The organism is Anabaena sp. PCC 7108 (assembly GCF_000332135.1).
Taxonomy (GTDB): domain Bacteria; phylum Cyanobacteriota; class Cyanobacteriia; order Cyanobacteriales; family Nostocaceae; genus Anabaena.
Genome location: NZ_KB235896.1, coordinates 252,118 through 267,322, shown reverse-complemented (window position 1 = coordinate 267,322; position 15,205 = coordinate 252,118). Strand labels below are relative to the sequence as shown.

Genomic DNA, 15,205 nt, shown 5'->3' with positions numbered 1-15,205 from the left:
GGGATGTGGGGACGCGGAGAGAGGGAGATTTGGTAAACAAAGTTTATTAAGAAGTAGAACCCAAAGGTGGGAATATCTGGGAGTTAGACATCGTTTCAGAAAAACCAGAAATGCTTAAACTCCTTACCAATCTCCCATCTTTACCCGAAATCATCGATGACTTACCAAATATTTCTGGTTGGGAAACAGAAGTGCTTTCTGTAGTTAACCATGATGCGCCCGTATTTTTACCAACAACTAATATCAAGTTAGCAGATGTCAATGCAGTATTTGCGATCGCACTGCATATGCACCAACCAACTATACCAGCTGGACAAAACGGTTCATACATCAGCAATCTGCAATATATGTTTGAACATCAGCACGAAGGAGACAACCACAACGCTGCACCATTTGCTTATTGTTACAGCCGCATGGGAGACTTTATTCCTGAATTAGTCAATCAAGGCCATAACCCCCGTGTGATGTTGGACTATTCCGGTAATCTCTTGTGGGGACTCCGACAAATGGGACGGAGTGACATTCTCGACAATCTTAAACGCATCACCTGTGATTCTACCTATCAACCTTATGTAGAGTGGTTGGGAACAATGTGGGGTCATGCTGTCATTCCTTCCACCCCCATACCAGATATTAAACTGCACATTATCGCTTGGCAACATCAGTTTGCGGCAATTTTTGGTTGGGAAGCCCTGGGACGAGTTAAAGGATTTTCACCTCCAGAAATGCACCTACCAAATCACCCAGATACCTTGTTTGCATTTATCAAAGCCCTGAAAGAATGTGGATACCGCTGGTTACTTGTTCAAGAACATACGATAGAACAAATCAGTGGTGAACCTATCACCCAAAAACATCTACCACACCGTTTAATCGCTCGTAATTCCCAAGGGGAAACAATTAGTATTACAGCCTTAATTAAAACCCAAGGTTCAGATACTAAATTAGTCGCTCAAATGCAGCCATATTATGAAGCTAAAACCTTATCTAAACAACAACTAGGAAATGTTTTAGTACCACCAATCGTCAGTCAAATAGGTGATGGTGAAAATGGGGGCGTGATGATGAATGAATTTCCCAGCGGTTTCAAGCAAGCTTGGGGACAAATAGGTAAAACAGGTGTTGTCGGGGTTTGTGGAACAGAATATTTAGAATTATTGACTGCGGCTGGTTGTCAACCTGAAGATTTTCCCTGTTGTCAACCAGTAGGACAACATCAAATTTGGCAGCGAGTTTCAGCAGATAATATTCAACAAAATGCTGTAGAAAATGCTATTCAAGAAATAAAACAGATTAACCCTAATTTTCATCTGGATGGTGCATCATGGACTAATCATATTAGTTGGGTGCAAGGATACGAAAATGTTTTATCTCCCATGTATGAATTAAGCAAATTATTTCATCAGAAATTTGATCCATTATTGTCTAACGACTTAGAAAAAACCATCACCAAACAAACTCACTACCGCCAAATTTTATTACATAACTTGTTGCTGCAAACCAGTTGTTTTCGATATTGGGGACAAGGTGCTTGGACTGACTACGCACGGGAAATTTACCTACGTGGCAAAAATTTACTACAAGCTTGAGATTAGATAAAGCAAAAAGCCCATAACTGGGCTACCGATATTCCTTCGGATTCCAATTGTAGTAGGACTTACGCAAGTGTCACACCAAAAATCTATTGTAGGGTGGGGAAGATATCAAAAATCTGTTTATTTACTAGATTTATGCAGTCTGACGCACCCTACCAATGTGCCAGTTGCGTAAGTCCTGTGTAGGCTCAATTTAATTATTAACTTAGTATCAGTATTACTGAACAGATTGGAAGGTAGAACCTAGTTTTAACTGACGACGACGTAACAAACCAAGTGCAGCAATGGTACCTAAGCCAAGAATTGTTGTTGGTTCAGGCGTTGTTGTTGTTGTTTTTTTAGCAATTATTTTGAAATCTGGTCCATTAAAGCTACTGTTAGCTGTGAGTCGGAGACCACTTAATTTGGTAACTCCCAAAGCATCAAGACTTACACCCCAAGAACCAAATCCTTGAGGGTTGCTAATTTCTTTGGTGTCAATTTCGATGCCACTATAGTGATTACGTGTCTGATCGATTATAGTTGGGTCGATATTACCAATTACATTTCCAGAACTATCCAGGGCTTGAATACCTAAACTACTATTCATACCTCGTTCCCAGAAAAATAGGCTATCTAATCCTGAGTTATCTTTGACAATCTCGCTATCAAAGAACACATCTATTATGAAAGAACCATTTTCTTCAGTGTCAATGATGTTGTTTAAGTTGTTATTACCTAAGTATGCCGCAATGTCATTACCCGTGGGATCTTCAGCCGTTGCTAATGGTGAAGTGGCCTGATCTCCTTTATCTGTACTAGCTGCACCACTGTTAGGATCGTTAGTCCTGGGGGTGTTGTATTGAATAACAGCTTTGTTGATGTAGGAAAAGTTTTTAATCGTTTGTCCATTTTGGGTAATGGAATTTAAAATAATGTCTTTTGTCGGATCATTCCCAGTAACATTGCTGGTGAAACTGGCAGCTTCGGCAGAATTAGTGCTAGATAAAACAGCACCAAAGAGCAAACTAATAAAGATAAATGCACTTTTAACTTTCATTGAGCTTTCCTGAAACTAAAAATTGGTAATTTTTTTGAGTCACTTGCTATATGCAGTTAAGCTGATTATCTTTGATGCTTGTGATAAATGTAATCCGGGAATATGCGGTTATATTCTCCTTGGCTAATCAAGACCCTAGAAAGCTGATTCTCTGGTTAATTTGGGCGGGCTTTGACTTTGCAAACAGTATTAATACGTAAACAAATAAATAAATTCGGTAAATACTGATTATTGATTTTTTTATGTCAACAGACAGGGCGATTAGGACATCAAATGATGATAAAACCTAGACACCAAAAGACTTTTCAGACTGTCACCTGCTATATGTAAGAATACTTTTTGAGGCATGATCCAGAGTAAAAAGGATAAAATTCTGGATTTTTCGTACGTAAATCACGACAATGTACTTGCCCTATTTTTTCAAAAATCAATTATGAAAAAAGTACATCTCGCATCAGGCGACTAGAAGCCACGCACCACTTGCAGCCTCTTTTAGTTTAAGGTTGATACAAATAGAAAGATGCGGGGACGGGGAGATTCATTTGTAGCTTTAATTAAGTACTAGGACAGAATTAATTACACAATGTCATTGCGAATGGAACGCAGTGGAATGACGCAATCGCAAGGGCTGGGATTGCTTCGCTTCGCTCGCAATGACTGTAAATATTTTTGTCCAATTACTTAAGTGAATTGATATAACAAGTCGGCAAAGCCAACCACAGAAGTATCCCCATCAGTGTGAGCTTAAATGCATACTTGGAATCAGCAAGGCCAAATGCAGAGATAGGATGCTGCTGTAATTAATGTGTAGTATTAATTTGTGCAATTGATATCCAGCAGAGTCAAGGGAACTCTTAACAGATTTGAAAGTCTGTTAGCATCAGGCTTTGTCCTTGAATTTTGTACCTTCTGCAACCTGAAATCTGCTATCAATTAATCTCACTATCAAAATTTCGATTTCTCAAGGGTAGATAATCTGATTGCTTCCAAACAGCTGAGTATAATGATGTTTACTTTAACTGATCTGCTTTTGATCCCCGTTTGATATCCATTTCGATAGAATGACTAGTCATAACCCTAAAACTCAACACCGCTTTTGACTGCCACGCCCATGAATCAACTGAACAATGGTTTTACAATATTTCTCAGTCTGCTAGTCGAGGCGATGCCTTTTCTACTGCTTGGGGTTTTACTCTCCAGTTTGCTATTATTTTTCGTCGATGAGCGCAAATTAGTCGAGAGAATGCCCAGAAATCCCCTATTAGGAGCTTTATTTGGCAGTATGATTGGTTTTTTGTTCCCAGTGTGTGAGTGCGGTAATGTGCCAGTGGCGCGGCGGTTATTGATGCAGGGAGTACCTACACCAGTAGCAATTGGCTTTTTACTAGCAGCACCAACAATTAACCCAATTGTGATTTGGTCAACTTGGACAGCATTTAGAGATCAACCAGAAATAGTGGTGTTAAGAGTAGTATTGTCCTTAGCGATCGCCACTATTATTGGCTATGCTTTCAGTTTTCAGCAAGACTTAAGTCCTTTTTTACAACCTGCGATCGCTCGTTACCTCAAATATAACCCACCCGCTAAACCAGAACCTAAACGCAAGGGAAGACGTTATCAGGCAAAGGAAGAAGCAACTGTTAATAGTATTTTGCAATCAGGGACTTATATTCTCGGTGGAAGATCCGGTGGATCTGTCAGAATAGATGGTAGTTTGAACCCGACAGATATTTCCACTCCTAACCCGAATAAATCTGTTGCCGACAAACTGCGTCTAGCATTGGATAATATAGTCCAAGAATTGCGAGAATTAGCAGGAGTAATGGTGTTAGGAAGTGCTATTGCTGCGGCAATTCAAGTCTTGGCTCCCCGTGAACTAATCCTCAGTTTAGGTGCCGGACCAATTACCTCAATTCTTGCCATGTTGGTCTTAGCAGTAGTAGTATCAATCTGTTCTACAGTCGATTCTTTCTTTGCGCTATCTTTTGCCTCAACCTTTACCAGTGGTTCCTTGTTAGCATTTCTAGTATTTGGTCCGATGATTGATATCAAGAGTGTAGGCTTAATGTTATCAATTTTCAAGCCCAAAGCTTTAATTTATCTCTTTGCTTTATCTGCACAATTGACACTTTTGTTGACTTTATTTTTGAATTTGCACGTCATGTAATTTTTGTCAGTTGTCAAATGTGATTTGTAATTATCTACTGGCAACTTACAGCTGATCAATTAATAAATAATGACTTCAATCCCAAATTCCAAACCCAAATTTCAAAACACATTGCGCCCTTGGCTAGATGTCTTCGCAATTACAGCTTGGGGAATTTTAATCCTGAAATACTGGCTGACAGGCAAACTGAATTTGTTGATTCACCCTGATTACTTTTGGTTAGTAAACCTGGGTGGTGTTGGGTTGCTAATTGTAGGAATTGCCCAAGGAAGGCAACTTTGGCAACACCGTCGCCGTTATGAAGCACCCAGTAATCAACAACATATCAATCTATTTCCCCCTGGTTGGGGCAGCGCCTTGCTTTTAACATCAGCAATTTTAGGATTTATGATTACACCCCGTGTCTTTGCCAGTCAAACAGCACTTGATCGAGGTGTAACTGAATTAATCGGAGCAACACGCGCCCAACCCCAAGCTTTTCGCGCGACTGTTCGCCCGGAAGAGCGATCGCTTATAGACTGGGTACGTATTCTCAATGTTTATCCAGAACCTGATGCATATACAGGTCAAAAAGTTAAAGTCCAAGGATTTGTCATCCACCCACCAGAATTAGAAAAAGACCATTTGATATTGGCGCGATTTGTAATTACCTGTTGTGCCGCAGATGTTTATCCAGCAGGATTACCCGTTAAAGTTCCAGATAATAATCAGCAGTATCCCGCCGACACTTGGCTAGAAGTAGAGGGACAGATGATCACAGAAACTGTGGCCAATAAACGCCAACTCACTATCAAAGCTAACTCGCTGAAGAAAATTCCCCAACCCAAAAATCCCTACAGTTATTAGTAGACTGGGGGAACGCGGAGACACGGTGATGAGGAGATGGGGAGACGCGGTGATGGGGAGACGCGGAGACGCGGAGACACGGGGAAAAAGTAGAATTACGTGTTCCCTGACCAATGACCAATGACCAATGACCAATGACCAATGACTAATGACCAATGACGACTAATAACCAATGGCTAAATCTCATATATTAATTCAACCACTAGATCGAATTGCGATCGCTCTCATGCTCCTATTAAGTCTGCTGATTGGGTTCGTGATCTGGCAAGGTGATGCAGTCAAGCCTATCGTTAGAACTTTTACCTGGCAAAATCAACAAATTGGCGCAGAAGACATCTCCTTCAGCCTCACCTTTAGCCGTCCAATGGACATCAAAAGCGTAGAGGATAAGTTAAAAATTGATCCACCTCTAGCAGGTAAAATCAGTTGGGCAGGACGAAGACTAGTTTATACATTAGTGACACCAGCACCCTATGGCACAAACTATAAAGTGTTATTAGAAGGATCTAGAGACAAATTCTCGGAAACAGAAGGAAAAAATAGGGTCATGGAACCCTTTACAGGTAGCTTCAGCACTCGCAATCGCGCCCTACTTTACATAGGAGTCAATCAAGAAGAACAAGGAAAGTTAGTACTCTACAACTTAACTCAAGAACAAAAAAAGGTACTTACCCCCAAAGACCTGATTATTATGGACTTCGAGCCATTTCCAGATGGGGAAAAAATATTATTCTCAGCTCGTTCTTCCAAGTCTTTAGACTTACTTTCAGCCCAATTATATACAGTTACAACAGGCATTTCTAGCAAAACTGGTGAACAAGCCCAACCAGCCGGCAAAATTGACCTGATTTTAGATAATAAAGACTATCAAAACCTAAAATTTGACTTATCTCCAGATGGGCAAACCATTGTTGTACAACGGGGAAAAAGAGATAATCCCGGTGACTTTGGGCTATGGCATTTACCAGCTAACCAGAATTCTTCAGGAGAAAAAAACATCCCAAAACGACTGGAAAGTCAACCTGGTGGAGACTTTCTGATTACACCAGATAGTAAAGCTGTAGCAGTTGCCCAAGGACAGGGAACAGCAATTTTATCCCTTTTAGGAGATGCCAGTAAACCCCTGGATTTTTTGCCGCAATTTGGCTTAGTCCAAGCTTTTTCCAAGGATGGTTCACAAGCAGCAATGGTTAAGTTTAATAGTGACTACACGCGAGATTTGTTCTTGGTTACAAACCAAGGTGTACAGAAACAACTCTTAAAAACAACAGGCTCGATTCTCGGTTGCAATTTTGATACTGCTTCACCAACGCTCTACTGTTTGACAACACAGTTAGTATCAAAAGAACAATATATAGAACAGCCTTATTTAGTAGCGATTAACCTCAAAACCGAGCAGCAGAAGCCACTGTTAATGCTGCCCCCCGCTCAACGCAATGTGCAAATGAGTTTAGCACCTGATGGTTTGGGCATATTGTTTGATCAAGTAGTACCACTACCAGATATTTCTACACCATTACCTGCTAACAGCTTAAAAACTGATGATGGTGAACCAATTGCTACTAGTAGTCTGTGGCTTATGCCTCTGTTACCCATCACAGAAGGGGACAACATCGAAATTAAGCCTGAACAACTTCCTTTAGTCGGCTTTCACCCTCACTGGCTACCCTAGTACCGCTTTTTCGGAATTAAAAATTAACAATTAAAAATTAAAAAAGCAGATTTCAAGGAGAACTGACTATGTTGTAGGAAATAGTGCTAACTCAGTTTCTGGATCAAAAAAGAGCAGTTTTTCAGGTACTAATGATAACCACAGTTGCTCACCCAGGTTTATGACTCTATCTGGTGGGACTCGGACTTGTAGAGCTTGACCATCTGTTTTTGCTGAATCAGGATCAGCAATTCTCACGGATAGAAAAGTATCATTTCCCAAGTTTTCTACCAAGTCTACTTGTACGGGTAAATTTTTGGTGGCAGGTACACTTAAATGCAAGTGTTCTGGACGAATACCTAACATTAAAGTTTTGCCATCATATTTTTGTAAGGAACTTCCCCATACATCTGGAAGAGTAAAGCGAAAGTCAGAATGGGTGATTAATAAAGGTGCATGAAATTCCACTGGGATAAAATTCATGGGTGGTGAACCGATAAATTCTGCTACAAAGCGATTAGCAGGACGGTTGTAAAGTTCTAAAGGTGAGGCAACTTGCTGTATTTTGCCTTCCGACATGATTGCAATACGATCACCCATTGTCATGGCTTCTGTTTGATCATGGGTGACGTAAATCGTTGTTGTTCCTAATTGACGCTGCAATTTAACAATTTGGGTACGAGTTTCTGCGCGTAGTTTGGCATCCAAATTAGATAATGGCTCATCCATCAAAAACACTTGCGGATTGCGTGCGATCGCTCTTCCCAATGCTACGCGTTGTCTTTGTCCCCCAGAAAGTTGTTTGGGTAAACGATTTAACAAAGCTTCAATTTGCAACAATTGAGCCACACTCCGCACTCTTTCATTTATAGCTTGTTCTTTTTGAGAAACATAACGCAGTCCCTTTGGTAGTTTCCTGCTTACCCCTACCAAGAGATTTTCTTTCCATTTGGTAATTGTTTTTTTGCTAACTTCCCCATCATCAAACCGACGACGTAACCCAAAAGCGATGTTGTCATACACCGTCATGTGGGGATAGAGGGCATAATTTTGAAACACCATAGCGATGTCTCTTTCTTTGGGTGGTAAATCATTAATCAAGCGATCGCCTACGGCAATATTACCACCAGTCATAACTTCTAAACCAGCAATTAACCGCAGCAAAGTGCTTTTACCACAGCCAGATGGTCCCACTAATACCATAAACTCACCATCGGCGATAGTTAAATTTATTCGCCGCAACACATTAATACTATCGGTTCCTTCTCTTCCTGGTGATGACTGATGCTGATTCGTCATCCCTTCCCCCTTCCGAGGAGGGAAACTTTTATAAACATTTTCTAATACAACTTGTGCCACGATTAATTAGTTTATAGAGTTAGTTGTTAGTTATTAGGGAAAAAGCCACCATAAAGCGCTAATTATGATATTTTCATGGCTTTTGTCTATTTCCCTGATTGACCATTTATGCTAAATGCATAAAAATCATTTTCAGTAACTCAGCCCGAGTAAAAGGCTTAGTTAAATATCCTGATGCTCCTACTATTCTGGCTTTTACCTTATCTACAATTCCTTTACTTCCAGTTACAAAAATAATGGGAAGTTCTTTAAACATGGAATTATTACGGATAATTCGACATAATTCATAACCATCAATTCCCGCCATATTCAAATCCAGCAAAATTAAATCTGGTTTATGTCTAATAATAGACATCACTGCCTTGATTGGCTCATTAATAGTTACTACAGCCACACTTTCATCTTCTAAACAGCGGGTAATTTCTTTGAGAATTGTGGGGCTATCATCTACAGAAATAATTTTGTAGACTTTTTTAGCAGTTATAGTAGCAGTAGTTACATTTTCCTCTTCAGATTTTATGTTATTTGGTATTGTTAATTGTTCCCAGTTATCTAGGGGTGAAGTAGAAATTTCCGACCCAGTATTTTCTACATTTTCAGTAGTATCTACTAATATTTCTCCAGGAAATGATGTGCTATCAATTGCGTCTATACTATGTTGTAAAGCCAGTGATAAATCTTTAAAAGTCTTAGGTAATTGATCAAATGGAGGATCTGGTTCATGCAAAATAATCGAACCCTGAAGAATATGTGGATATAGGGTTTGAGCCAGTTTTACTTCATCCTGATTCATAATTACAGCCAGATGACGCAAGCTAAACCCCTTCATCCAGTTAGTTAGGTTCTGCTGTAGTTCTGGGAGTTTTCTATCATAGAATTTGCTGTTGATCAACAGATATGGACGCTGATAGGGAGAAGATATTTGGGGAGTAAAAGACTGCCAATTTTGTAACCGCTTGTGACAGCGTTCTATAATATTGTCTACATCTAATTTACAAATTTTGGGAATATTATTTACTAGGTCTGTTAATTGATAAGTTCCTTCTTGAATGAGCAGAAATGATTCAATTACTTCTTTAACTAATTCTTGAATTAGCACTGCTGCTTGTGTAGACAGTAGATGTTTTTGATTAACGAGCCAGTAAATAGCTTGATATTCTGGAGACTGACTTGGTGCATTGTCGTCATTATCAATTAACTGAGTTTGCCAATCAGGTTCAAACATCATCCGTAACTGCACACGAATTTCACCAGTCAACAGGGGAATTTGCTGACTTAGACGACGCATATGCCGTTCTAGTCTATCAAATGGTTCTACTGAATGGGTAGCATAAATGATCCTGCCTTCTTCTAAATATATTGTCCAAGATACTGAGTTGCTTAAGACCTGTAAACAAGTGGTATCAGAACAATTAGTTAACTGCCTTAATAATCGCTCAGGAGATAGTTTGCTAAATGTACCAGTATTATTCATATTTTTTACAGTTTTTTTTGGAGAAATTGACTTAGTATTGAGAAAGAGTAAATCTTGAGATTAAATTTGCGTTTCTCTTTAATTTTTCTCTATAAACAATATGTACCTACAAATATTATGTACTTGTTATTAGCTACAGAAATTTATTCTGGCTGCTTTGGTAACTTAATAATATTACTACTGTCAGCAAGAACAAAGGAAAAAACTTGTTAACATTTTTCAACTGTATAGTTATTTTACCTGTATGGTACTAGTCTGTAAATACTCCTTCTATTTTCCATAAAATTCAGTTTTTTGTTGCCATTTTTACATTGTAATGTTTATTTGAATGGCAGAATTAATGAGGATCACTTAGTAGTTTATTAGTTATCCATTTTCCACATAAAATCTTTAAGAACTTAACTTTGATCAATGACTATATTGATTATTATATTCTTAAAGTGCTGGACATAAATTATGGCAGTTCCACCACAACAGCTAAGATTCGCACCCTGATAAATTCGCTTTAACTAAACCATATAGTTATTCAAATTTCCTGAAATAGAGAATTAGGTGAGAATAATTTGGTTAATGAAGATTAAGCTATTTACCGCCAAATACCATAATTGTAGTCGTACTAGTGTTAGAAATTATATACTTTGAGGAAAGGAAATTAAAGCTTTGGACTATAACATAACACAAAAGGTTATGCTGGATACACTAAAACTAGATGAAGTCGTAGAGTTTGCAGAAAACCCGGAACCCCGTTGTCCTTGCGTGCTATTGCTAGATACATCTGGCTCGATGCAAGGAGAACGGATAGAGGCTTTAAATCAAGGCTTGCTGAGTTTCAAGGATGAACTAGTTAAAAATTCCTTAGCAGCCAGGAGAGTAGAGGTAGCGATTATTACATTTGATAGTCATGTCAACGTAGTGCAAGACTTTGTCACCGCGGACCAATTCAACCCACCCATTCTAACAGCCCAGGGACTAACGACAATGGGCGCGGGAATTCATAAATCATTAGAAATAATTCAAGAACGTAAATCGCAGTATCGTGCTAATGGCATTGCGTACTATCGTCCGTGGGTATTTATGATTACTGATGGTGAGCCACAAGGTGAGTTAGATCATGTGATTGAGCAAGCAGTGCAGCGGCTACAAGGAGATGAAGCAAATAAGCGCGTCGCATTTTTTACCGTAGGTGTAGATAATGCCAATATGATGCGGTTAAATCAAATAGCTGTGCGTACCCCTTTGAAACTCCAGGGATTAAACTTTATCGAAATGTTCGTTTGGCTTTCGGCTAGTATGTCAGCTGTTTCTCATTCTAAAGTAGATGAGCAAGTAGCACTACCACCAATTGGTTGGGGGTCTGTTTAACAGTTAACAGTTAACAGTTAACAGTTGACAGTTACCAGTTAAATTGCTGGGAAAAATTCCCCATCAATTGGCAAAAATGCTGAGGTAGTGGTTTTTGATCACCCACCTTGAAACTGATAACTTTTTACTTTAGCTGTGAGAGCAAATTTATGAACACACCAAAACAGACTTCTCAATGGCGGATAGTAGCCGCTTCTGTATGTGGTACTAGCCACGTCAAAAGCAAACAGTTGTGTCAGGATGCTCACCATTGGCAAATATTGCCAGATAACGTGTTAGTAGTAGCGACAGCAGATGGTGCAGGTTCTGCAACTTTGGGAAAGGTGGGAGCAATGATTGCTGTAGAAACAGCGATAGACCATCTCTCAAACAATCAAGACATGATCCGCAAGAGTATTGCGGATGATGGTTTGTTGCGTGGACTGCTGACGGATGCCATATTAGCAGCTAAAAAAGCTGTAGAAGATGAGGCAAATGTCTGCAATCATCAGCCTCATGACTTAGCAACTACCTTAATTATTGCGATCGCCACACCAGAAGTTGTAGCCGTAGGTCAAATAGGTGATGGTTTAGCTGTAGCCAAAGATCAGACGGGTAATCTGCTGGCACTTACCATACCTAATAACGGTGAATACATTAATGAAACTACTTTTTTGACTTCACCAGATGCAGTAGATACCGCCCAAATAAGAATATTGCGCCAAACAATAGTCAATATAGGCGTTCTCACCGATGGACTACAAATGCTGGCGTTAAATATGGTTGTCGGTGAACCTCACAAACCATTCTTTTTTCCCTTATTCGAGTTTGTAGCGAATGCGGAGGATAAGATTATGGCCAAAGATCAGTTGGTGAGGTTTTTATGCTCTGAGCGGATTACTCAACGCACGGATGATGATTTGACCTTAGTCTTAGCAGCATTCAGCCACTCATAAGCAATATCTGTCAAAATAACCTCTATCAATCCTAACTCTACCATGCAGGTAATACGTTGTTTTCCCAAGCCAGAACTTCTCGATCTCACCGTTAATTTAGGGCGTGGTGGAGAAGCTTGTGTATATGCAGTGCCATCAGATGAAAATTTAGTGGCAAAAATTTATCACAAGCCAGTTGTCACCCATGCTCAAAAACTTCAGGTGATGCTTGCCAAACCGCCTGAAAACCCTACAGCTAATTTAGGGCATATTTCCATTGCTTGGCCACGAGAGTTATTACAAGCAGCAGATGGTAGTGGGAGCATAATCGGCTTTTTAATGCCCCGCATTCGCAAGATGCGGCCGATTATGGACTTTTACAATCCTGGAAACCGTCGCCAAAACTGCCCCTTATTCAATTATCAGTATTTACTCAGGACTGCTCGCAATTTAGCCGCAGCTTTTGCCGCTTTGCACGCTAGTCAATACTGTATTGGCGATGTGAATGAGTCGAATATTCTAGTGAGTGATACCGCCTTAATCACCTTGGTAGATACAGACTCATTCCAAGTACGTGACTCAGAACAGAATATTGTCTATCGTTGTCCAGTCGGTAAACCAGAATATACTCCACCAGAATTACAGAATAAAACTTTCGCTCAGTACGATCGCAACAGTTCCCATGATGTATTTGGATTAGCAGTACTGATATTTCAATTGTTAATGGAAGGGACTCACCCATTTTCAGGGATTTTTCAAGGTGTATTTGACCCCCCTGCCTATGAAGCTAGGATAGTTGATGGTCATTTTACATATTGTCAAAAACGGCAAGTTCCCTATCGGCCAACCCCCGTTTCACCCCCTTGGGAAATGCTTCATCCTAGTTTAAGGGATTTGTTTGTCCGTTGTTTTGAAGATGGCCATCACAATCCCCAATTGCGACCTAGCGCTCAAACCTGGTTCTCAGCAATAGCTGTGGCAGAAGAAAATCTTGTTACTTGTACTATAAATTCTCAGCATCTTTATAATAATCACCTGAAGCAATGTCCTTGGTGTGAACGTGCTTTGCGATTAGGTGGACGCGATCCTTTTCCATCACTGGAAGCGATCGCTTCGAGAGAACATCTGCAACCGCGCCGAAAACCCAAAAAGCGCCACACACACACTCCTCGATTCCGAAAACCAGTTACAGTCGGCTCTTCAGTACACCATTGGCAACCAATATTTACTCAAAACTTTTCTACAGTTCAACCTCCCAAAAATTCAAAAAAATCCAAATTCTACACAGTTATGTTTTGTCTTTTGGGTTTTGGTTTGTTGGGATATTTAGACGTAATGATTAAATTTACTCGTCCATTTGTTTCTCAAAATCCTTACACTCAACAAACGTTGATGTCTCGCCAAGAAAATAATACTGATTTAGTAGATCAAAGTCTGACTTTTGAAGATTACTATGAGCGAGGTAACATGGATTATCAAAAACGAGAATATGAGCAAGCCATTGATAATTTTAGCCAAGGCATCAAAAAAAATCCTAATTACGCAAAATTATTTATTAATCGAGGTAATGCCCGCTACAATATCAATGATTTTGAAGGAGCATTAGCAGACTATAACCAGGCTCTTAAAATTAATCCTCAGGAAGTAAAAGCACTTGTGAACCGAGGTAATGCCTATTATATGCTTGCCGACTATAGTAATGATCCTGATCAAGAGTATAAGAAAGCTATCAATAACTTTAATACTGCTCTTAACCTGAATAGTCATGATACTGAAGCTTATATTAGACGGGGTATAGTTCGTTCTCAAATTGCTAAATATAGCAATAATTCCCAACAAGAATATCAAAAATCAATTGCGGATTTTACTCAAGCTATCAAACTTAATTTATCTAAAGCAGAAGCTTATTTTCAAAGAGGTCTTGCCCGTTATCAATTTGCTCAATATAGCAGCAATTATGCACAAGAATATAAACAGGCAATTAGTGATTTTACCCAAGCCATAAATATCAATCCTCATATGGCAAAAGTGTATCTCAAGCGAGGGATGGTGTACTATGAACTAGCACAATATGGAGAAAGTCAAGTTAAAGAAAATCATGCCCAAGCAATTGAAGATTTAGAAAAATCTGCTCAAATGTACCTGCAACAAGAGGATATGGATAATTATCAGCAAGCTCTCAGTAACATTTGCGTGATCGTATCCAAAAAGTGTGATACTTTATTCCAGAGTTCAAATATTTTTGAACAAGTTAATCCCTAGTCTCCAGTTTGTTTAATTACCGTCGATAAATTTGGTCTTGTTGTTAATTAGCTTGTTGCAATTATCTTTTCATCAATCATCAATTAGCAGCTACCAATAGGATCTCTTGTCAAAAAAAATCTCCGCATCATCCTGCCAGGCATAATAATAAGTATTGAACCAGGCGTGATCTTAGATCATTTCATAGTATCTGTATGATAATTAGCATTTTTTGCTGACTCTTCAGGAAAAATCATTCCTTTAGAGGTAGGCAAAATATAATGCTAGTTATTTTTATGTTTATTTGCTTTTATTAATACCAAGGTTAGAAAAAATAGCAGTAGATAGAAAACTCTAAAGCTGATACAGTAAGTCTTTTAGAATCCAAAGCTACACATTTAAAATGGTATAATTTATTAAAGTTGAATTCACAATTAGTATATTCATCAAGCTTTTATATATAAAGTATCTTAATTTACTTTTTCTTCACAATTTATGATCAATTTCCAGTTAAATTGTTTCTATATTCTTGGTAGAGAAAAATAAATATATGAAAA

General features: G+C 39.0%; 10 protein-coding genes. 7 read left to right on the top strand and 3 right to left on the bottom strand.

From position 1 onward, the window contains the following. Positions 1-110 precede the first annotated feature (110 nt). Complete coding sequence (locus tag ANA7108_RS0101915; RefSeq protein WP_016949068.1) at positions 111-1,589, top strand: hypothetical protein; 1,479 nt, start codon at positions 111-113, stop codon at positions 1,587-1,589. Between the two features lie 223 nt (positions 1,590-1,812). Here the strand turns inward: ANA7108_RS0101915 and ANA7108_RS0101910 are convergent, their stop codons facing one another. After that, positions 1,813-2,634 carry an exosortase-dependent surface protein XDP2 gene (locus ANA7108_RS0101910; protein ID WP_016949067.1) on the bottom strand — a complete coding sequence of 274 codons (822 nt, stop codon included), beginning with the start codon at positions 2,632-2,634 and terminating at the stop codon, positions 1,813-1,815. Between the two features lie 1,111 nt (positions 2,635-3,745). On the opposite strand from ANA7108_RS0101910, the gene ANA7108_RS0101905 reads away from it, so the two are divergent. The 3 genes from ANA7108_RS0101905 (at position 3,746) to ANA7108_RS0101895 (ending at position 7,319) form a co-directional block, all read left to right on the top strand. Then, a complete protein-coding gene (locus ANA7108_RS0101905) occupies positions 3,746-4,801 on the top strand; it encodes a permease (protein ID WP_026103934.1) in 1,056 nt (351 codons plus the stop codon). Positions 4,802-4,870: 69 nt separating this feature from the next. Beyond that, a complete protein-coding gene (locus ANA7108_RS0101900) occupies positions 4,871-5,647 on the top strand; it encodes a TIGR03943 family protein (protein ID WP_016949065.1) in 777 nt (258 codons plus the stop codon). A gap of 172 nt (positions 5,648-5,819) precedes the next feature. Further along, positions 5,820-7,319: an Ig-like domain-containing protein gene (locus tag ANA7108_RS0101895; RefSeq protein ID WP_016949064.1), complete on the top strand. Its 1,500-nt coding sequence runs from the start codon at positions 5,820-5,822 to the stop codon at positions 7,317-7,319. A gap of 66 nt (positions 7,320-7,385) precedes the next feature. Here ANA7108_RS0101895 and ANA7108_RS0101890 read toward each other — a convergent pair whose 3' ends face one another. Next, positions 7,386-8,657 (bottom strand): ABC transporter ATP-binding protein, encoded by a 1,272-nt coding sequence (locus tag ANA7108_RS0101890; protein ID WP_016949063.1) that lies wholly within the window; start codon positions 8,655-8,657, stop codon positions 7,386-7,388. A gap of 106 nt (positions 8,658-8,763) precedes the next feature. After that, positions 8,764-10,131: a response regulator gene (locus tag ANA7108_RS0101885; RefSeq protein ID WP_016949062.1), complete on the bottom strand. Its 1,368-nt coding sequence runs from the start codon at positions 10,129-10,131 to the stop codon at positions 8,764-8,766. A gap of 687 nt (positions 10,132-10,818) precedes the next feature. On the opposite strand from ANA7108_RS0101885, the gene ANA7108_RS0101880 reads away from it, so the two are divergent. The 3 genes from ANA7108_RS0101880 to ANA7108_RS0101870 all read left to right on the top strand — a co-directional run bounded on the left by ANA7108_RS0101880 (position 10,819) and on the right by ANA7108_RS0101870 (position 14,669). Then, positions 10,819-11,493: a VWA domain-containing protein gene (locus ANA7108_RS0101880; protein ID WP_016949061.1), complete on the top strand. Its 675-nt coding sequence runs from the start codon at positions 10,819-10,821 to the stop codon at positions 11,491-11,493. A gap of 149 nt (positions 11,494-11,642) precedes the next feature. Then, complete coding sequence (locus ANA7108_RS0101875; RefSeq protein ID WP_016949060.1) at positions 11,643-12,428, top strand: PP2C family serine/threonine-protein phosphatase; 786 nt, start codon at positions 11,643-11,645, stop codon at positions 12,426-12,428. A 42-nt stretch (positions 12,429-12,470) separates the two neighbouring features. Beyond that, complete coding sequence (locus tag ANA7108_RS0101870) at positions 12,471-14,669, top strand: tetratricopeptide repeat protein (protein ID WP_016949059.1); 2,199 nt, start codon at positions 12,471-12,473, stop codon at positions 14,667-14,669. Positions 14,670-15,205: the final 536 nt, after the last annotated feature.

Bases quoted from the DNA above. Each gene is read 5' to 3' on its own strand.
- ANA7108_RS0101870 (WP_016949059.1), top strand. From the start codon at position 12,471: ATGCAGGTAATACGTTGTTTTCCCAAGCCAGAACTTCTCGATCTCACC.
- ANA7108_RS0101895 (WP_016949064.1), top strand. From the start codon at position 5,820: ATGGCTAAATCTCATATATTAATTCAACCACTAGATCGAATTGCGATC.
- ANA7108_RS0101900 (WP_016949065.1), top strand. From the start codon at position 4,871: ATGACTTCAATCCCAAATTCCAAACCCAAATTTCAAAACACATTGCGC.
- ANA7108_RS0101915 (WP_016949068.1), top strand. From the start codon at position 111: ATGCTTAAACTCCTTACCAATCTCCCATCTTTACCCGAAATCATCGAT.
- ANA7108_RS0101910 (WP_016949067.1), bottom strand. From the start codon at position 2,634: ATGAAAGTTAAAAGTGCATTTATCTTTATTAGTTTGCTCTTTGGTGCT.
- ANA7108_RS0101875 (WP_016949060.1), top strand. From the start codon at position 11,643: ATGAACACACCAAAACAGACTTCTCAATGGCGGATAGTAGCCGCTTCT.
- ANA7108_RS0101905 (WP_026103934.1), top strand. From the start codon at position 3,746: ATGAATCAACTGAACAATGGTTTTACAATATTTCTCAGTCTGCTAGTC.
- ANA7108_RS0101880 (WP_016949061.1), top strand. From the start codon at position 10,819: ATGCTGGATACACTAAAACTAGATGAAGTCGTAGAGTTTGCAGAAAAC.
- ANA7108_RS0101885 (WP_016949062.1), bottom strand. From the start codon at position 10,131: ATGAATAATACTGGTACATTTAGCAAACTATCTCCTGAGCGATTATTA.